Origin of the sequence: Bacillus sp. CH30_1T, from assembly GCF_008364765.1 — a bacterium.
In the GTDB taxonomy this organism is placed as follows: Bacteria; Bacillota; Bacilli; order Bacillales; family Bacillaceae_B; genus Rossellomorea.
The window spans coordinates 120,024-137,312 of record NZ_VTUY01000007.1; the positions used below are offsets into that span (position 1 = coordinate 120,024).

The following is a 17,289-nucleotide window of genomic DNA, read 5'->3' on the forward strand; positions in this document are numbered from 1 at the left end:
TGTACCTCTCCCCTTCAACCATTTATATACTATATGCTTAAAGGAGGGTACAATGACTTTTTATCGGGACATAGATGAAAGTTCCTCATACATGTCTTGTATGGTATAAGCTTTTTGACCTTTTTCCATGTTGTGGATATAGGTATCTCGATTTTCCTTTAACTCCTTGACTTTCACGAGGAAGTTCGCTTCGGTCAGCTCTTCTTCTTCCAGCTTTAATGCATATCCATGCTTTACGAAGCTATTAGCATTAAGGATCTGATCTCCCCGACTGGCTTCCCTTGATAGTGGGATCAGTAACATTGGTTTTTTCAACGCAAGAAATTCAAAGATCGAATTAGATCCCGCACGCGAAATCACATAATCTGTCATCGCTAAATAGTGAGGAAGCTCACCTTTTATGAATTCATATTGTCGATAGCCTTTTTGGGTATAAGTTTCATCGATATTGCCTTTACCGCATATATGTATGATTTGAAAATGGGATATCAGGTCATCCAGATTCCCTCTTACCGCTTCGTTAATTTTTCTTGCACCAAGACTACCACCCATAATCATCAATACAGGCTTATCTTCATAATACCCGGTTAATCGTTTTCCTTCCCGTGCATCTCCTGTAAACAACTCTTCACGTATGATTGCTCCTGCACATAATGATTTATCACTTGGAAGTGATTGAACCGTTTCAGGAAAAGTGGTGAAGATTTTGGTGGCAAATGGAACCGCTAATTTGTTCGCGAGTCCCGGTGTTACATCTGATTCATGAATCGCTACTGGAATCTTTGTAATCTTGGCAGCCATGACGACGGGAACGGAAACAAATCCACCTTTTGAAAAAATGATGTCTGGTTTCGTCTTTCGAATGACAGCTAATGCATCGAACACGCCCTTCATCACCCGGAATGGATCCGAAAAGTTTTTCCATGAAAAATATCGTCTGAGCTTTCCGCTTGAAATACTTTCGTACGGAATATGAGGAAACTGTTCTGTTATGATTTCCTTTTCGATTCCGTCTTCCGATCCAATATACGTTATCTCCCAGCCTTCTTTTTCAAAGTGTGGGATCAGTGCCGTGTTTACCGTAACGTGACCTGCTGATCCACCACCTGTAAATAAAATACGTTTACTCATATGTATAAACTCCTAACTCGATTTTCTACTAAGCTTATCTTTCATCATTATACACTTTACCAAAAATAACTGGGTCATAGAACTACGAAAATTTGACAAAAGAATTGGGTCCGTCAACCGGAACTCTTTCAATCACTGCAACTATCGTGTTGAACGTTGGTTACAAGCCCGGCGTCGTAGTGGTTCATCTGGAATAATACTTTCTCGATGATGGAAGGGGAGACCCTGACATCTGCATCAAGCTTCCTCCCTGAGAAGTAATCTTTTCTAAACCCATTATATCGAAGTCATCCATTAATATGCATATTTGACTCTCTATCACTTGAAAATATGATACAGTATGATAGTGAATTTATCATATGTTCAAGGGACGTTTAGTAAAGGAGTTCATTCTATGAGAGAAACACACACTATTAAAGATAAAATCAAACAATTTTCCCTTATACTCATTCCCATTCTGGTCACCCAGCTTGGAATGTTTGCGATGAATTTCTTCGACACCATCATGTCAGGGAAGTATTCTCCCACCGACCTGGCAGGCGTCGCCATAGGTTCCTCCCTTTGGGTCCCGGTATTTACAGGGTTAAGTGGCATCCTTCTCGCGGTTACCCCAATCGTTGCTCAATTAATAGGAGGAGGAAATAAGAAAGACGTTCCTCACACTGTGCTTCAAGGCGTATATGCTGCCATTGCTCTATCACTTTTCGTGATGATTGTCGGTGCATTCGTTCTCAACCCAATTCTGAATGGAATGAATATAGAGACACAGGTCCGTACTGTAGCCAAGGATTACCTTATTGGACTTTCATTTGGAATGATTCCATTGTTCATCTATAATGTGCTGAGATCGTTTATTGATGCTTTAGGGATGACAAGGGTCACCATGTTTATTACATTGCTTTCTCTTCCGATCAATGTGGTATTTAATTATATACTGATTTTCGGAAAACTCGGTTTCCCTGCATTAGGAGGAGTAGGTGCGGGTTATGCTTCAGCCATCACCTATTGGGTCATTACTCTTATTGCCTTTTGGGTCGTGCATACGAAAAGTCCTTTTAACCAATTCTTTGTCTTTAAAACCCTTCATAAGCCTAACCTTCTTAAGTGGAAAGAGCTCTTTCAAATCGGGGTACCCATCGGTTTATCGATTTTCTTTGAAGTAAGCATTTTTTCTGCCGTTACTTTGTTGATGAGCAACTATGACACCGTTGTTATTGCAGCTCATCAAGCAGCTATTAATTTTGCATCCTTTCTCTATATGATCCCTCTTAGTATTTCCATGGCATTAACCATTGTTGTAGGGTTTGAAATCGGGGCGAAAAGGCTACTGGATGCAAAGATCTACAGCTGGATGGGGGTAAGCTTTGCATTACTATTGGCAGGCATATATGGTGTGATCTTGCTCGTGTTCCGTTCAGAAATCTCGTACCTTTATTCAGAAGATGCATATGTATTGGAATTAACGGCTCATTTCTTATTGTATGCCGTATTCTTTCAGCTATCAGATGCCATTCAGGCTCCGGTACAAGGGGCACTCAGAGGATACAAGGATGTTAATATCACCTTTGTGATGGCGCTCATATCCTATTGGGTGATTGGATTACCGCTGGGTTATTTCCTGGCAAACTACACTGACTTTGGTCCATACGGATTTTGGCTAGGTCTGACATCCGGATTAACAGCAGGTGCCATAACATTGTCAGCCAGACTATTATTCATACAAAAAAAGTATCGAAAACAATATGGCATTAAAAGTGAATAAACCCATTAATGAAATGAATAGACACGGCAGATTCTTTTTTCTGCCGTGTCTATTCTTTCATTCACTGACGAAATACCTTTCCCAGCACATCCTTGCCCCCTGTAACGGGAATGATGGAGCCGGTAATAAAATCAGATTCTTCTTTACAAAGAAAAGAAATGATCCTCGAAAGGTCTTCCCCTGTTCCTGGTCGCCCGATCGGTGTGCCCGGATCATGATATTTTTTAGCTTTATGGATCTCCTCTTCTTTCCATTCGCCTACGATATCCCCAGGGCAGATCATATTGGCGGTTATTCCATTACGAGCTTCTTCTATTGATATCGTTTTCGTAAAGGAAGCGAGTCCCGCTTTTGCTGCCGCAAACGCGGAACGATAGATCCAACCTGGTGCTGTTTCAACTCGATCATAACCAAACGTAATGATTCTTCCCCAGTTCTTTTCACGCATTTTAGGAATGATCAGCCTGGATAAATAAAAAACGCTATTTAAATTTCCATTTACTATGTAATTCCATTCTTCCGGGGAATAATCAGCAAATGACTTCCTCTCTTTCACGTAAGGACCTGCATTATGAATTAAGATATCGATACTTTTCACTTCATCCCATATCTCCGTTACCATTCGTTCACATTCTTCCGGTACAGAAATATCACCTTTGATCGCTATTAATTTATTGTTAAATTTCTCCTTCATGTGGGAAACAAGGTCCTTAACAAATTGATCATTTTGTTTGTAGTTAATAATAACGGTATAGCCTTGTTTCGAGAATTCCTCTACCGTTCGCCGGCCGATCCCCTTCGAACCTCCCGTTATAAGCACAACTTTTTCTTTCATCAAGCTCACTCCACGTACTCGTTATACTTCAATAGTAAGAATGATTAAGCTGAATTGCAAATGTGAGCTCTTAATTCGTGTGTTCATGAACTTGCACGCACTATTCTTTGTATATCTTTCCTAGTTGAGTGAAAACCTAATCTCAAACTTCTTTGCTAGGCTTTGTTGCGCCAAATTGTGAACACCACTTAAATTTTCAAGAGGATAAACACAAAAAAAAACAACCTCTCCAAAAGAGAGGCTGCTTTCATGATTGTGTTATATTATTTACCAATGAACTGTTGAGTCCAGTAGTTACCGTTTTCTACATGTCCTACACCGATATGAGTGTAGTTTGAGCTTAAGATATTTTTACGGTGACCATCACTGTCCATCCATGCTTGTACTACTTCTTCCGGAGTAGGCTGACCCATAGCGATGTTTTCACCGGCAGAGCTGTATTCAATGCCGAACTGCTTCATCATGTCGAATGGTGAACCGTACGTCGGGCTATCATGGGAGAAGTAGTTATTCGCTTGCATATCACGAGACTTTTCACGTGCAACTTTGCTTAGCTCAGTATCTACTTTAAGAGCTGGAAGACCTTGCTTAGCACGCTCTTGGTTTGTTAATTCTACTACTTTTTGCTCATATTGGCTTAATTGACCTGTTTCTTCACTAGCCTGCTGTTCTGGTTGTTGTTGCTGTTCGTTTGCTGCAGGTGTTGGTGCTGGTGCTTCTGCTTTTGGTGCTGGAGCTGGTGCCTCTGCTTTTGGTGCTTCTTCTTTAGGAGCCGGTACTGGCGCTTCTGCTTTTGGTGCTTCCTTAGCAGGCGCTGGTGCTGCCTGAGCTTTAGGAGCTTGTCCATTTAACAACTCTTGTACATTAATATTCTTACCATCGATTTGGTATTTTGCTAGAGTATCTTGTACAAATTTATTTAAATCTTCTTGATTACCACTATATTTAAATGCGTTCACTTGTTGTGCAACCTTATCTGTTGGACATGGTGCTGCAGCGTCAGCTTTACCTGCCGCGAATGGTGCTGCTAATAAAGTGAATGCTGTTGCAGTTGAAATCATCATTTTCTTATTCATAAAAATGAATTCCTCCTTAGTGAATGTGTTTTTCTTTGCTGCACATTCATCATACCACCCTGTTTTTGTTACATTTACGGGAGAACTTGGTAACTAGAAATCAATTGTTCTATTTTGAAAGACAATTACTCTATAGTACTATAGTAATCACTGATTCTAGTAGGGAGAAATGTATTTCTGAAATGATTTACTTACATTTCCAATGATTGTATTATTAGTCTTGAAGACTAATAATTACCTGTATATCAATATTGACAGCTTTTTAAAGGTCCTATCATTGTAACGGATGTTACAGTAACATTTCACATAACATACGATTTCACCCTAAAGATAGGTATTCATTACATTTTTTGTCAGATTCGATTATGATATATCCTTCTACTTGAAAGCCAAGACGTTTTAATTGTCTAACCCCTACATTGCATTCAATAGGATTACTCCCCATTACCAAGATAGGAACATCAGGGATGTCGCGGGAATGCCGGCTTATATATCCACATGGGATTGCTATAATGTTATCGCAATCCTCTTTTGAAGAATCCTGATAATCCCGGACATCCACCACTACTTGCCGGGAAGTTACCTCAAGAGAAGACCATTGTTTTGTTCTAACAGGGAAATATCGATAGTACATCATATAAGAAAGTACACTAAATAGAAGTAAGCTTGTTACTAGCATACTGGCATCATCCTTTTTAATAAACTATCATCATTATATACCTATGATGGTATAAAGGGGAGAAAAACGCTCAGAATGAGATGATTATTTTCTGACATTCCATCATACGCAATGTCTGCCCTCAGTTATCCCTAAACTTCTAAATGTCTTTATGTATCTCCGTTCAATTGTGAGACTATTTCAAGATGTACCTTTATTAATGAAACTTTCTCTTCACTCGTCAGGTCCGATTCAATGATTCTCTTGGTAGCTGAGAGGTATTTTTCTTCTTTTGATTTACGTACTCTTGGATGACTATTGCCGTCCAATAATTCACGTTTAATTGTTTCCTTCAGGATCTCTTCTGAAGAATTACCCTCACTTATTAATAATCTGTTTTTCCATATCTGTCTGTAGGCCTCTAATAATGCATCGAATGATTCTAATCTCATGTTCAAACAACCCTTACATAAAAAGTTAATTTATAAAGCATACTAGAAAAAAAAAGAGAGGTGATGTACATGACTACACCCTATCGCTGTCCCAACTGTAAAACGAATCGCACTCGGTTTAATATTATACAACAAGTATCTCAGAGTGTGAAACTCGATCCTGCCTCTGGAGAAGTTGTACAAAGTTATGAAGAAGGGCAGATCGAGCCTTTTCATCTAGCATATAATGGACCGGATTTAAAAGTACAATGTGCCGCTTGCGGTTTAGTAGAGGATGAGATGACGTTTAAGAAATTTGGAGAAAGTTCGATGTAATTCATATTAAAAAGGGGTAACTGGTTGGCACTGTGTTTGAGTAAAGACCCACCCGGTTAACCCCTTTTCTTATTTGGAACTGGAGCCAATCAATGATTGGAAGCTTCTTTAAGCTTTGTTTCTTTCTCTTCTTCAGTTACATCTTTATTCGACATACGTAAAGGTATTTCGTTCATAAAGAACGTTAATACAAAACCAACAAGAAGAATGATAGCACCAATAAAGAAGACATTCGTTAATGCGAAACTTAACGACTCTCTCACTCCTTCGAGAATGGTTGAGTAAATCCCTTGGAATTCTTTAGGTAATGTTGATTGTAATTCTTTTAATTTCTCACCATTCATAATATTTTGAGGATCCTGTAGCTGCTTCAGCACTCCTGATGTTTCAGGATTCGTAAGTAGAGGTGAGTCTTTCACTTCAGACATTTTCTCAGTCATCTTTGAAGACATGGAAGTATTCATCACGGTACCCATGATGGCTACACCAATCGTACCGCCTATTTGTCTGAATAATTGGGTCGCAGCGGTAGCCACACCCAGGAACTTATGCTGAACAGCGTTTTGAACCGTTAAAGTGAACACAGGGAAGCTCAGCCCGAGACCTGTTCCTACTATAATAATATTGATTAGAGCCGTTGTATTGGTTGTGTTCGTATCCATAAAGGATAAAAGAATCATTCCTGCACTCATTACGAACAAACCGATTAGCGCTAGAAATTTATATCTGCCTGTCTTAGTGATGATCTGTCCACCAACTGTACTTGCGATCACCATACTTAATGTCATCGGCATCATCACCAAGCCCGACTTAGTGGCAGATGTCCCCATGACCCCTTGAATAAAGAACGGCATATACATAATGGCTCCAAACATCCCGGCACCCAGGATAAATCCAATGATATTGGATAAGGTAAAGATTTTATTCTTGAACAATTGAAGTGGAAGAACGGGATTGCTTGCTTTCTTTTCCGTAATGATAAATAAGACAAGAAATAACACCGTTGCTGTCAATAACCCTATTATGGGAAGGGAAACCCATTCATAATCATTCCCACCCCAAGTAAAGGCCAATAGTAATGGAATAATAGTCAGAGTGAGCATAATGGAACCTAAGTAGTCCACTTTCAATCCTCTATTTGGCTTCTGTGAAGGAAACATTTTGTAAATCATTCCAAAGGCGATGAAACCTACTGGAAGGAAGACCCAGAATACCCAGTGCCAGTCTGCATTATCAACGATCCAGCCTCCTAATGTTGGGCCGAACACACTTGCGAGACCAAATACACTACTCATTAAACCTTGCCATTTCCCTCTTTCCCGAGGCGAAAATAAGTCTCCTACAGCCGTAAACGCAGTAGACATGATCATCCCGGCTCCAAAGCCCTGAATCCCCCTGAAGATGATTAATTGCAGGATTGAGGAAGAAAGTCCATTCAAGAATGACCCGATCATAAAGACACCGATACCAAGGAGGATGAATGGCTTTCTTCCATACATATCCGATAATTTCCCTACTAATATGGCTGTAACCGAACTGGTTAACATAAAGATTGTAAATACCCAGCTATAGTAGTCAATCCCGCCGATTTCAGAAATGATTCGTGGTAAAGCGGTTCCCACTATCGTTTGATTCAATGCTGCGAATAACATGGCTGACATGATGGCTATCATGATCATTACTTTTTTTCGATGTTCTAAGTGCTCCATTTTTAAGTCTCCCTTAATATTTATAATGAGAATAATTCACTTACTTAAGTAATTAAGCATAATAGAAGGGATGACCCGATCCGGTCAACCCTTGCTCTCTCATGCTTACACTTATTACTTACGATTTGATGCTAATAGTTTTTCAAACAGTTCAATCAGGTGGTTTATCTCTTCTTTATCAAATTTCACAAATAGTTCCTGAAAGTATTGAGTCTTTTTTTCTTCACATTGAGAAAGCATTGCTTCGCCCTGGGGTGTCAGAGCTAACTCTACTACTCTACGATCTTCGTTAGACCGCATTCTTGTGATATAGCCTTTTTCTACTAAAGTATCTGTAATGGAAGTAATATGACTTGCCGATACTTCCATACGTTTGGATATTTCAGAGGATTTCAATGCTCCATTCTCGCTAATGAGCTGTAGTACCCGAAATTCTCCATTGGAAATGAACTCACCAAAGATGGTTCGAATATCTGATTTCATCATTCTAAAAACGGATCTAAATAATCGCTCTAACTCGAACATTTCTTTTCCCACTAAAAATCGACCTTTCTCACTTCTTCCACTGAATAAATAGTTCACTAAGTTAACTATTATAGTTTAAACATTTTCTTCTGATCTGTCAATGGTTATGAACCGGTCAAGACCATGACGGTTCTGACCCCCACCCTGGAGAATAGAATGATACTGATCGATAGTCCGATCCCACATAGGAGTCCGGTCAGCAACCGTAACGAATTAGTACTGGTTCTCCATTTCCACTTCTGGGTGTATCCATCAGCCAGTAGAGGGATGATGAGCATCCCCACATAAAGCAAATGAACGAATGTTACCAAAGGGAAATACAACCAAACGAACGGGATCCCGAATAGGATTCCCAAGAGAATACCCATACAGCGGAAACATAAGGGAAATTGTTTCCCCCAGACGACGAGTGAACGTTCTCGTATTCTATGACAGGGCATAAAGGATAATGTAAGGATGCCTTTCACTCTATTCCCTCCTATGGACTGCAGTCCGGTGTACAATCACAGTCCGGTGAATCACAGTCAAATTTCTTTCCCCGTGGAAAAGGAAGACAGTCAGGTGAATAAATTGCACAGTCCCAACAATCATTTGACCTTTCCCTATTATGTTTTTTTCGCTGATAATACACGATCGTTGATATAAACATGATGACACTAAGTACGATTAGGCCGGTAAAGATGATGAACTGCAGTGTTGTCTCATGTATACTTAACCCGTAGAGTCCACCGATAAATATGATTAGTTCTACACTAAACAATAGAAACACCATGAATTGTTTCTCCACCCCTTAGGTTATTCGATTATATCTATCTCCTGCAATGAACGTATTACTTCTGTTTTATGTAAATCTTCTCCAATTATGACGAAATTGGTAGGATATTTCATATCTCCCGGCATAAATAAAGGCATACCATATGAATATTGAAACAAGGTTGGATTTGTTCGACCCTGTAATGGAACATACCCCTTCATTCTATAAATGCTGTCAGGTTGATTTTTAACCCATTCTTCAAACGCTTCTCCATTGACTGATCCATTGAATGTATATACGATTGCTTGTAAGGTTAAGTGCTCGCCGATGGGTGCTTTCTCGTAGGAACCTTTACGGTTATCCGCTTCTAAAGAAAATAGATCTTTCATAGAGACCTTTGAATAGTTCGTTAAGTACACTTTAGCATTTTGGTTGATTTGCTGAAGTTCATACGAGAATGTTCCCCGCTCCATCTCTGTAAGCAAATCCATCTTATTTGCCACAATATACTCCGCATGGCGAATTTGTTCCCTCATCAAATGTAAGACGGCCGGACTGAATTCACCCCTATTTTTCCACTGGAGTCCATCCACAACAGTAACAATCCCCCTAAATTCAAACTGATTTGCAAACAGTGGGGATAAGATGGAATCGACAACCTCAACGGGATGGGCTGCTCCTGTTGTTTCAATTACCAATACATCGAAATTTTCGTTAAGCAGTAATTCCTGAAGCTGTGACTCCAGCTTTTCTGATATGGTGCAGCATATACATCCATCAAGCAACTCCCGTAAAGCCGTATCTTTTTCAACTTCATCACTATCGATGGATACACTTCCTAATTCATTCATTAATACAGCCGATTTTTTATTCTGGTCCTTTAAGGCTTGAAGCAAATCTTTTAATAACGTTGTTTTTCCACTGCCAAGGAATCCGGATAGTATATAAACATCTTTCTTCATTTAATCTTCCTCTCTATAGATCCTATACATATTCTATTAGAAAGCGCTTGTGAACACAATGAAGGTATTTTTTAAAGGCTCTATTTACAAAGTTTATAGCTACCCTAGACATAGTAACAGTAATTGATTTCCGGGGAACTGCGTAAACTCCGGCGGATTTTGGTCGTGCCGAGACCCCGTTCGGCTAAGCTGAGGAGGCTCGGCCGAACGCTAGTTGCATGCGGAGCGGTTCCCTTCACCATCCAGCAGTCACTAATGGACAGAGTCAAAGTAGACCTTATGTTAAGAAAAATAAACTTTTAGAAAAGAGCAACTGTAACAAGCGTTTTATTATCTTTACACGCATAGAATGAAATAAAAAGGAATTGAGTCAACTAAGATAATTTATGGATGCTGATTTCTTTAATTTATCACAATAAAAGATCGTTCCTTTACGGCAGAATTATTTAACATGTGAGTACTAAAAAGGTGGGGTTGTCATTGTACTATGAGAAGATTGTACCGCTTAAGTTAAGGGACTTTTTGAAGAATCCTTCTCATGAAACATTGAGGGATCTGTTGCTTCATAATACGGGTGAGACGGATTACGTGGACTTCAAATCAGATTGGATTGAATTCACAAAAATGGCGAAGCATATTCTGGCTATCTCTAATTCAGGAGGCGGATGCATCATTATAGGAGTGATGCAATATGATGATGGATCATTAGATTTAAAGGGATTGTCAGATGAGGAATTTTTAGATAAAGCAGATGTTGATAATAAACTACAGCATCTGCTTCCAAAATATTTACGTTATCGCACCGAGGATTTCATTTTCCCCAAAGGGATTCACCCTTTATTGAGCTTGAAACGGTTCCAGGTTCTCATCATTGACTATGATCCGCGATACGTTCCATATACCTCTATTGTGACAAGAGGTGAATTACGGTATGGGGCCATTTATGCCAGACAAGGGACGAAGACAATCGAGGCGAGCCACGAAAAATTGGTGGACGTAATTCTCCGCAAAGTCCAGTCCGGTGGGTCGGATAGTGATGAGCGTACATTAAGAGAACATCTGGAGCACCTTAAAATTCTGCATTTGGAACATGACCAAGCCGAAGACCTGAAGTACAAAAAATATCTGCATGATTTGATTATAAGAAAGATGAAGAAGATAGAAACTTTCCTGGACCTGGATTCATCCGAATTTCATTCTTGGTAAATCACTCAACCGTTTTCAGAAACTCACTGATGGCTTCAAGATTCTCCCGTTCATCCATGTCTAATACCTGCCCTGCATTCACAGTAGAAAGATCGGTAAAGCTCCCTTCTATCGGTACTCGAAGTGTTTCCACCCGGTCTACAGGATGTAGCATTAATGACATTCCATACTTTATTACTTCACTCATTGGTGTAGAGGTTTCTACGTTATTTAAACCTTCTCTCATAATGGAAACAACGGTTGTAATTCCTTCGCCGGACTGCATTTGCTCCATTAAACTTTTTTCTGCTAACGCCATGATTTCCTGCTGTCTCTCCACTCGTCCAAAATCGCTTTTTATGTCTCCCCTAAACCTTACATATTGTAAGATTTCTTCTCCTTTTAACACTTGCTTCCCGGGATCCTTTGACCATTTCCAATACTTGATCATCGGTTCTGACACTGTAACCCCGACCCCTTTTGGAAAAACGAGATCCATCACGTTTATGAAATCATTAAAATCTACTTTCACGGTATGGTGAACATCTATGTTGAAATTATTTTTTATCGTTTCAGCAAGGAGCTCTTCTCCCCCCCACGTATACGCATGATTAATTTTGCTCTTTTCAAATCCAGGAATGTTTACAAATGTATCCCTCATGATGGAAACAATCTTAATGGATGTCGATTGTGGAGAATATTGAGCAACCATTAATACATCTGCACGGGCAGGTTCGTTCTTTCGTTGATCTGAACCGATTAGAAGTACATTCACAGGAGATTTTTTATCCTGAAGGATTAAAGGAAAAATCGATTCCTCCTTTTTATCTAAGGAATGCTTTTGCGATTGAACTTCTTCTTTGGGTGCCGGTTGTTCTCCCTCACCCCAGAAAGGCGAACAACTTACAACAATGAATACAGAAAATAATAAAGTCAGCAGTAACGCTGGTTTTTTCATAAGATCACCTCATATATACTCTCATTGTTGGTACATCTCATCTATTCTATACGAGTAAGAAGAAACCAATAGCAAAAAAAAAGATCTCAGGTACTTTCACCTGAGATCTTCCACTTAATTATTTTTGTTTAATTCTTCGATCGCTTTTTTCACTTGCGGATCGTTTTCTTTTAGTTTATCTCGAAGGTTGGACATAAGCTTAACCGTCGTCTCAGCATTTAATGTTCCAGTTACCTTTAGTTCATTCTTTTCCTGGAACTGCTTAACCGCTGTTGTCGTATCTTCATCGTAATATCCATCAACGTTTCCTGGATTCAAGTCCAGTGCATTGAGCATTTGCTCTGCTGTTTTCACCTGATCCGATAGATCTGATTCCTTCAGTTCCTTTTCAGGATTGATGTATGGAAGCTGCGCATATTCCGGCATCTTCACTTCAATATCGGGAGTGATCCCCTTTTCATGAATCCAATTGCCATCTGGCGTTAACCATTTAGCCGTTGTAAACTTCATGTTTGATCCATCTTGGAAAGTTTCGGCTGTTTGTACCGTTCCCTTACCAAAGGTTTTCGTTCCAACAAGGGGAATATCGTTTGACTCACTTACAGCAGCTGCTAAGATTTCGGCAGCACTCGCGCTTCCACCATCAACAAGAACAGCTGTTGGCACATCTATCTTCTGCCCTGATTCGGAAACATACTTTTCCACTTTACCATTGCTGTCTTCTACTTGGAATAAAACTTCACCTTCAGGAACAAACAAGTTAGAGATTTTCACCGCTTGATCCAGTAATCCACCCGGATTTTGTCTTAAATCAAGAACAAGTTTTTTCATACCTTTTTCGTTCATTTCATTTAAAGCTTCCGTTAATTCTTTATACGTATTCTCCGAAAAGCTCGTAATTTGAATTTCAGCTACTCCATTTTCTTTCATTTCTGCATAAACCGTTTCAATTGGAATTTCATCCCTTGTAATGGTTACTTGCATTGGCTTTTCCTGACCTGGTCGCTGAATGGTCAATGTAACCTTTGTCCCTTTTTCACCACGAATGAGTAGTACCGCATCGGTGACAGACATTCCTTGAATACTTTTGTCATCCACTTTCGTAATTGTATCGTTCGGCTGTAATCCGGCTTTCTCTGCCGGAGAACCTTTTATGGGAGAAACGATGGATATATATCCTTCTTTCTCTTGTATTTCTGCACCGATTCCTTCGAAAGAAGAAGAGATGCTTTCCTGGAACTTATCAGCTTCTTCTACATTCATATAATCAGAATAAGGATCACCCACACTATCAAGCATCCCATTTATAGCACCGTTTACTAAGGTGTCCTGATCAAGGTCTTTAAAGTAATTTTCATTTAACTTATCATACGCTTCATAAAGTTTTTGAAACTCTGAACGTTCGGTTACTCCTACATTTACTGCCTTCTCGTCTCCAAACGCCAGTGCAAATGTTGTAATTCCTGCAGTTGCAAATACAAGGAAAAACAAGAGCATAACAAATTTAAACTTCTTCATTTTTATAAAACTTGAATGGGTTTCTTGTTGTGACTGATCTGTCTTATCTTGTTCCAAAGCTTTCCACCACTTTCGTTGCTATGTATCTTGTGTGAATTTACGACTACACTATCACGAAACAGCTATATGAGCAATCTTCCAGCTCATAGCCTCTTTATTCTATCAGCTTTTCAATATTAACGAAAGGAAAATCCATTGTCATGATTATGATGCGTCAAAATCGTTGTAAAAAACCCTACTGTACTGACAGCAAATAAAGAATATAAGAAAGACTCCGTACCAATGATCGGCCAGCCAACCATCAGCACGATGCTATCAAAAGCAAAAATTAATTTTCCTACGTTCATTTGAAAACTTTTTCCAATCAGTTGAGCTAATAAATCAGATCCTCCTGTGGCGGAGTTTCCTTTTAACATAAGGCCGATTCCAATCCCAACAAATGTCCCCCCTAAGAATGCGCTCATAAGCGGGGAAAGAGTTAAAATATTCTTCCACTGATAAAAAAAGTCTATCATTAACGAGGATAACCAGAGACCGTGAATACTATTATAGAAAAGTTTTCTGTCAACAAAAAAAGCCAGCATATATAACGGCACACTCAGTAAGATTATCGTGAGACCCGGCTTAAAACCAAACCAGTAATGGGCAATAAGGCCAATCCCAATCATACCCCCGTCCAGGAAATGATGCGGCACGAAAAAAAGATTGATGCCGATTCCTACAAACACACTTCCTAAGATAATAATGCTAAAAGTCCTAAACATACGTTTCACCCGCTCACCTCAAACTGGGACAGCCCCTATTATTGTTGTATGTGAACATTTGAGAAAACAGAACAACCCAAGGGCGGAATGATTTAATAAGAGACGCCATTATCAATCACAAGTGACACAGAAAAGGGCCAGAAGCCAAAAGCCCCTAACCCTTAAAAAATCATTATATCTTTTTCACATTATTGAAATATTCCTCTAAAGACCAATTGTTTTCATGAATGACTTTAGCTGCATCCTTACCAACATACCTGAAATGCCAGGGCTCATATTGGTATTGTGTAATTGAAACCTTATCTTCAGGATAACGAAGAATGAACCCAAATTTATAGGCGTTTTCACCAAGCCATTTCCCTTCCTTCGTATCAGCAAATTCAATGTTTACTTGGAAGTTATTACTTTGACTTGAAATGTCCATGGCTAATCCGGATTGATGCTCACTTTGTCCTGGAGGTGCCACGGCCATTACAGCTTTCTCTTCTCCGAATTGAGCAATTTCTCTTTCCAGCAGCATTTTTTGATATTCATACGAACGATAACCTGAAATAGCCGTTAGTAAAATTCCTTGTGATTTGGCTTCAGCGAACATTTCCTCCAGCTGTACTGCCGCTTCTTTACGAAGATACGCCTTTTCAAGTTCTTGATTACCAAATACGAACGGAACTTTTGGGCGAACCAAATCAGTTGGTTTGTATTCATCTAATGCATATTCCTTATTTACTAGCGCTAAAAGGTTGGAAGGATTTTGAATCACTTGTTTTCCATCCACTACTTTCACATCATTAAAGTATTGAGACTCTAATTGTAGTTCAGGTGGAACTGTTTCTTCCTCTGTAGTGGGAGACTGATCTTCTTCCGGTTGATCTCCTGGAGTTTGCTGCTTAGGCACTTCTTCTTTCGTTTCTTTTTGTTTCTGGCCAAATAAATTCTCTGACCAATCTTGTACTTGCGAACATCCCGATAACATTATCAAGGAAGCAGCCGTTACGAAGATGATCTTTTTCATACTTTCACCTAGTTTCTCTCTAAAATGTTTCCAACCAATATCTTATCATGTAATAAGATTTCTGTATGCAGGATATACTTCACAAAATGAAAAACTGCCTATAAACCCAGAAGTGGGAATGTAAGCAGTTTCTTTTGATCGTAAATGGACCTACTCTTGAATAGCAGCTTCCAATGCAACTTCAATCATTTCATTAAATGTTGTTTGACGCTCATCTGCAGTCGTTTCTTCACCTGTTAAGATATGATCACTGACTGTAAGTACAGATAATGCATTGCGTCCAAATTTTGAAGCTAAAGTGTATAAAGCTGACGTTTCCATTTCAATTGCCAAGATGCCGTATTGAGCCCATTTTTCATGCTCTGCATTGTCATTGTAGAACATGTCGGCAGTAAATACATTTCCGACCTTTAAGTTCAGGCCTTTTTCCACACCGGCATCATAAGCACGTTTAAGTAGATCGAAATTAGCTGTCGGTGCATAGTCAATCCCGTTAAACGTTAATCGGTTCATTTGAGAATCAGTTGATGAGGTCATAGCCAGTATGACGTCACGAACTTTAACATCCTTTTGGATAGCACCACAAGTTCCGACACGGATCAGGTTTTGTACGTTATAGCTTTGCATCAATTCGTTGATATAAATGGAAATGGAAGGTACGCCCATGCCTGTCCCTTGAACCGAAATTCTTTTCCCTTTGTATGTCCCAGTGTATCCAAACATATTACGAACCTCATTGTAACAGGTTGGATTTTCCAGAAATGTTTCAGCAATGTATTTTGCTCTAAGTGGATCTCCTGGTAATAAAACCGTTTCTGCTATTTCATTTTCTTTTGCATTAATATGTATACTCAATTTACTTTTCCTCCTATCAAGTCTGCTGAAACACCATTGTAATCCTTTTTTATTTCTTATGCAACGCTTGAAAATGGAAGGATAGAAAGCAGTGCATGGGGTCAAACTAACGACAGAAGGAGGGATTCAAATGGCTAAAGAAAAAATGAGTAAGAAACTGAAGCAAGCAGTTCAGCATGCAAATGAAACTAACCCTTCTACCCGTACAGGGACACAACCTAACTCTTCAAGAACTGAAAGACTTAAATCATAACGGGGAGGAAGATTTCTATGGGTAAAAAACACCGAAACAGAATCAATGCTCCTAAGAAAAATAACCATATCCCAAAAGAAGCACTGGATGCAGAGCACAATGCACATGCTAAGGAAAATTCAGCTCAGAACCGGAAAAACGGTCCGGGTAATCACATATAAATATTGCTAATAAAATAAAGGAAAGAATCTTACCTCGATGGAAGATTCTTTCCTTTATTTCGTTGTTCCATATTTAATGAATCAAGATCCTATTCACTCTTTTCCATCCATTTGGCTGAAGGCGATAATAATAATGACCTCTCCGCCCCTCGTCAATAAAGATAATATCACGTGTAGCAATGTATCTGCCCTGATAATTTTTTGGAACCAAATCTGGTACGTTAAATGTTCTGAACGTTTTATACAGGGCTTCTTCATGATTATTTGCTTCAACCGAGATTCGATATACCTTTTCATAGCCTTTATCCTCTCCATACTTTGGAGTTTGGAAAATGGTCATGTCATAGGTAGACCTTAAAAGCTTAGGACGAATGATTTTTTCAAGTAAAAGCATGAGCACCCCT

21 protein-coding genes are annotated in these 17,289 nt (G+C 39.3%); 5 read left to right on the forward strand and 16 right to left on the reverse strand.

Annotated elements, in window-relative coordinates; genetic code table 11:
• Positions 1-60: 60 nt before the first annotated feature.
• The gene (locus F0342_RS15605) at positions 61-1,131 is read right to left on the reverse strand and encodes an undecaprenyldiphospho-muramoylpentapeptide beta-N-acetylglucosaminyltransferase (RefSeq protein WP_149156811.1); all 1,071 of its coding nucleotides are present in this window, start codon (positions 1,129-1,131) and stop codon (positions 61-63) included.
• A 394-nt stretch (positions 1,132-1,525) separates the two neighbouring features.
• Here F0342_RS15605 and F0342_RS15610 point away from each other — a divergent pair, with 394 nt between their 5' ends.
• Positions 1,526-2,893, forward strand: a complete 1,368-nt coding sequence (locus tag F0342_RS15610) for an MATE family efflux transporter (protein WP_149156812.1) — start codon at positions 1,526-1,528, stop codon at positions 2,891-2,893.
• 61 nt (positions 2,894-2,954) lie between these two features.
• Here F0342_RS15610 and F0342_RS15615 read toward each other — a convergent pair whose 3' ends face one another.
• The 4 genes from F0342_RS15615 to F0342_RS15630 form a co-directional block, all read right to left on the reverse strand.
• Positions 2,955-3,728, reverse strand: a complete 774-nt coding sequence (locus tag F0342_RS15615; protein WP_149156813.1) for an SDR family oxidoreductase — start codon at positions 3,726-3,728, stop codon at positions 2,955-2,957.
• A gap of 263 nt (positions 3,729-3,991) precedes the next feature.
• Complete coding sequence (locus tag F0342_RS15620; protein WP_149156814.1) at positions 3,992-4,804, reverse strand: CAP domain-containing protein; 813 nt, start codon at positions 4,802-4,804, stop codon at positions 3,992-3,994.
• 319 nt (positions 4,805-5,123) lie between these two features.
• A complete protein-coding gene (locus F0342_RS15625; protein WP_149156815.1) occupies positions 5,124-5,483 on the reverse strand; it encodes a hypothetical protein in 360 nt (119 codons plus the stop codon).
• Positions 5,484-5,632: 149 nt separating this feature from the next.
• Positions 5,633-5,914 (reverse strand): hypothetical protein, encoded by a 282-nt coding sequence (locus tag F0342_RS15630; protein WP_149156816.1) that lies wholly within the window; start codon positions 5,912-5,914, stop codon positions 5,633-5,635.
• 69 nt (positions 5,915-5,983) lie between these two features.
• Between F0342_RS15630 and F0342_RS15635 the strand changes: the two genes are divergently transcribed.
• Positions 5,984-6,229, forward strand: a complete 246-nt coding sequence (locus tag F0342_RS15635) for a DNA alkylation repair protein (RefSeq protein WP_149156817.1) — start codon at positions 5,984-5,986, stop codon at positions 6,227-6,229.
• 89 nt (positions 6,230-6,318) lie between these two features.
• Here F0342_RS15635 and F0342_RS15640 read toward each other — a convergent pair whose 3' ends face one another.
• From F0342_RS15640 to F0342_RS15660, 5 genes are all read right to left on the reverse strand, one after another.
• Positions 6,319-7,938, reverse strand: coding sequence for an MDR family MFS transporter (locus tag F0342_RS15640; protein ID WP_149156818.1), 1,620 nt, complete (start codon positions 7,936-7,938; stop codon positions 6,319-6,321).
• A gap of 114 nt (positions 7,939-8,052) precedes the next feature.
• Entirely contained in the window at positions 8,053-8,520 is a 468-nt protein-coding gene (locus tag F0342_RS15645) for a MarR family winged helix-turn-helix transcriptional regulator (protein WP_262481767.1), read from the reverse strand.
• A 47-nt stretch (positions 8,521-8,567) separates the two neighbouring features.
• Positions 8,568-8,903: a DUF2085 domain-containing protein gene (locus tag F0342_RS15650; protein WP_149157006.1), complete on the reverse strand. Its 336-nt coding sequence runs from the start codon at positions 8,901-8,903 to the stop codon at positions 8,568-8,570.
• A 38-nt stretch (positions 8,904-8,941) separates the two neighbouring features.
• Positions 8,942-9,235, reverse strand: a complete 294-nt coding sequence (locus tag F0342_RS15655) for a hypothetical protein (protein ID WP_149156820.1) — start codon at positions 9,233-9,235, stop codon at positions 8,942-8,944.
• A 23-nt stretch (positions 9,236-9,258) separates the two neighbouring features.
• Entirely contained in the window at positions 9,259-10,179 is a 921-nt protein-coding gene (locus F0342_RS15660) for a CobW family GTP-binding protein (protein WP_149156821.1), read from the reverse strand.
• Between the two features lie 480 nt (positions 10,180-10,659).
• Here F0342_RS15660 and F0342_RS15665 point away from each other — a divergent pair, with 480 nt between their 5' ends.
• The gene (locus tag F0342_RS15665; RefSeq protein WP_149156822.1) at positions 10,660-11,385 is read left to right on the forward strand and encodes an AlbA family DNA-binding domain-containing protein; all 726 of its coding nucleotides are present in this window, start codon (positions 10,660-10,662) and stop codon (positions 11,383-11,385) included.
• A gap of 1 nt (position 11,386) precedes the next feature.
• On the opposite strand, the gene F0342_RS15670 is transcribed toward F0342_RS15665, so the two are convergent.
• The 5 genes from F0342_RS15670 to deoD all read right to left on the reverse strand — a co-directional run bounded on the left by F0342_RS15670 (position 11,387) and on the right by deoD (position 16,471).
• Positions 11,387-12,322 (reverse strand): LCP family protein, encoded by a 936-nt coding sequence (locus F0342_RS15670; protein WP_149156823.1) that lies wholly within the window; start codon positions 12,320-12,322, stop codon positions 11,387-11,389.
• A 114-nt stretch (positions 12,323-12,436) separates the two neighbouring features.
• On the reverse strand, positions 12,437-13,840 hold the full coding sequence (locus F0342_RS15675) for a lmo1851 family serine protease (RefSeq protein ID WP_149157007.1): 1,404 nt from the start codon (positions 13,838-13,840) through the stop codon (positions 12,437-12,439).
• Positions 13,841-14,016: 176 nt separating this feature from the next.
• Positions 14,017-14,604, reverse strand: coding sequence for a YitT family protein (locus F0342_RS15680; protein WP_149156824.1), 588 nt, complete (start codon positions 14,602-14,604; stop codon positions 14,017-14,019).
• A gap of 172 nt (positions 14,605-14,776) precedes the next feature.
• A complete protein-coding gene (locus tag F0342_RS15685) occupies positions 14,777-15,616 on the reverse strand; it encodes a M15 family metallopeptidase (RefSeq protein WP_149156825.1) in 840 nt (279 codons plus the stop codon).
• Between the two features lie 150 nt (positions 15,617-15,766).
• Positions 15,767-16,471: a purine-nucleoside phosphorylase gene (deoD, locus tag F0342_RS15690; protein ID WP_149156826.1), complete on the reverse strand. Its 705-nt coding sequence runs from the start codon at positions 16,469-16,471 to the stop codon at positions 15,767-15,769.
• A 130-nt stretch (positions 16,472-16,601) separates the two neighbouring features.
• Here deoD and F0342_RS25480 point away from each other — a divergent pair, with 130 nt between their 5' ends.
• Positions 16,602-16,724, forward strand: a complete 123-nt coding sequence (locus F0342_RS25480; protein WP_262371772.1) for a hypothetical protein — start codon at positions 16,602-16,604, stop codon at positions 16,722-16,724.
• Between the two features lie 17 nt (positions 16,725-16,741).
• Positions 16,742-16,885, forward strand: a complete 144-nt coding sequence (locus F0342_RS24960; protein ID WP_187443262.1) for a hypothetical protein — start codon at positions 16,742-16,744, stop codon at positions 16,883-16,885.
• 73 nt (positions 16,886-16,958) lie between these two features.
• Here the strand turns inward: F0342_RS24960 and F0342_RS15695 are convergent, their stop codons facing one another.
• Positions 16,959-17,279, reverse strand: a complete 321-nt coding sequence (locus F0342_RS15695; protein ID WP_149156827.1) for a YodL domain-containing protein — start codon at positions 17,277-17,279, stop codon at positions 16,959-16,961.
• Positions 17,280-17,289: the final 10 nt, after the last annotated feature.

Bases quoted from the DNA above. Each gene is read 5' to 3' on its own strand.
- F0342_RS15630 (WP_149156816.1), bottom strand. From the start codon at position 5,914: ATGAGATTAGAATCATTCGATGCATTATTAGAGGCCTACAGACAGATA.
- F0342_RS15615 (WP_149156813.1), bottom strand. From the start codon at position 3,728: ATGAAAGAAAAAGTTGTGCTTATAACGGGAGGTTCGAAGGGGATCGGC.
- F0342_RS25480 (WP_262371772.1), top strand. From the start codon at position 16,602: ATGGCTAAAGAAAAAATGAGTAAGAAACTGAAGCAAGCAGTTCAGCAT.
- F0342_RS15685 (WP_149156825.1), bottom strand. From the start codon at position 15,616: ATGAAAAAGATCATCTTCGTAACGGCTGCTTCCTTGATAATGTTATCG.
- F0342_RS15610 (WP_149156812.1), top strand. From the start codon at position 1,526: ATGAGAGAAACACACACTATTAAAGATAAAATCAAACAATTTTCCCTT.
- F0342_RS15675 (WP_149157007.1), bottom strand. From the start codon at position 13,840: ATGAAGAAGTTTAAATTTGTTATGCTCTTGTTTTTCCTTGTATTTGCA.
- F0342_RS24960 (WP_187443262.1), top strand. From the start codon at position 16,742: ATGGGTAAAAAACACCGAAACAGAATCAATGCTCCTAAGAAAAATAAC.
- F0342_RS15695 (WP_149156827.1), bottom strand. From the start codon at position 17,279: ATGCTTTTACTTGAAAAAATCATTCGTCCTAAGCTTTTAAGGTCTACC.
- F0342_RS15625 (WP_149156815.1), bottom strand. From the start codon at position 5,483: ATGCTAGTAACAAGCTTACTTCTATTTAGTGTACTTTCTTATATGATG.
- F0342_RS15605 (WP_149156811.1), bottom strand. From the start codon at position 1,131: ATGAGTAAACGTATTTTATTTACAGGTGGTGGATCAGCAGGTCACGTT.
- F0342_RS15670 (WP_149156823.1), bottom strand. From the start codon at position 12,322: ATGAAAAAACCAGCGTTACTGCTGACTTTATTATTTTCTGTATTCATT.
- F0342_RS15635 (WP_149156817.1), top strand. From the start codon at position 5,984: ATGACTACACCCTATCGCTGTCCCAACTGTAAAACGAATCGCACTCGG.
- F0342_RS15640 (WP_149156818.1), bottom strand. From the start codon at position 7,938: ATGGAGCACTTAGAACATCGAAAAAAAGTAATGATCATGATAGCCATC.
- F0342_RS15680 (WP_149156824.1), bottom strand. From the start codon at position 14,604: ATGTTTAGGACTTTTAGCATTATTATCTTAGGAAGTGTGTTTGTAGGA.
- F0342_RS15655 (WP_149156820.1), bottom strand. From the start codon at position 9,235: ATGGTGTTTCTATTGTTTAGTGTAGAACTAATCATATTTATCGGTGGA.
- F0342_RS15660 (WP_149156821.1), bottom strand. From the start codon at position 10,179: ATGAAGAAAGATGTTTATATACTATCCGGATTCCTTGGCAGTGGAAAA.
- F0342_RS15650 (WP_149157006.1), bottom strand. From the start codon at position 8,903: ATGCCCTGTCATAGAATACGAGAACGTTCACTCGTCGTCTGGGGGAAA.
- F0342_RS15620 (WP_149156814.1), bottom strand. From the start codon at position 4,804: ATGAATAAGAAAATGATGATTTCAACTGCAACAGCATTCACTTTATTA.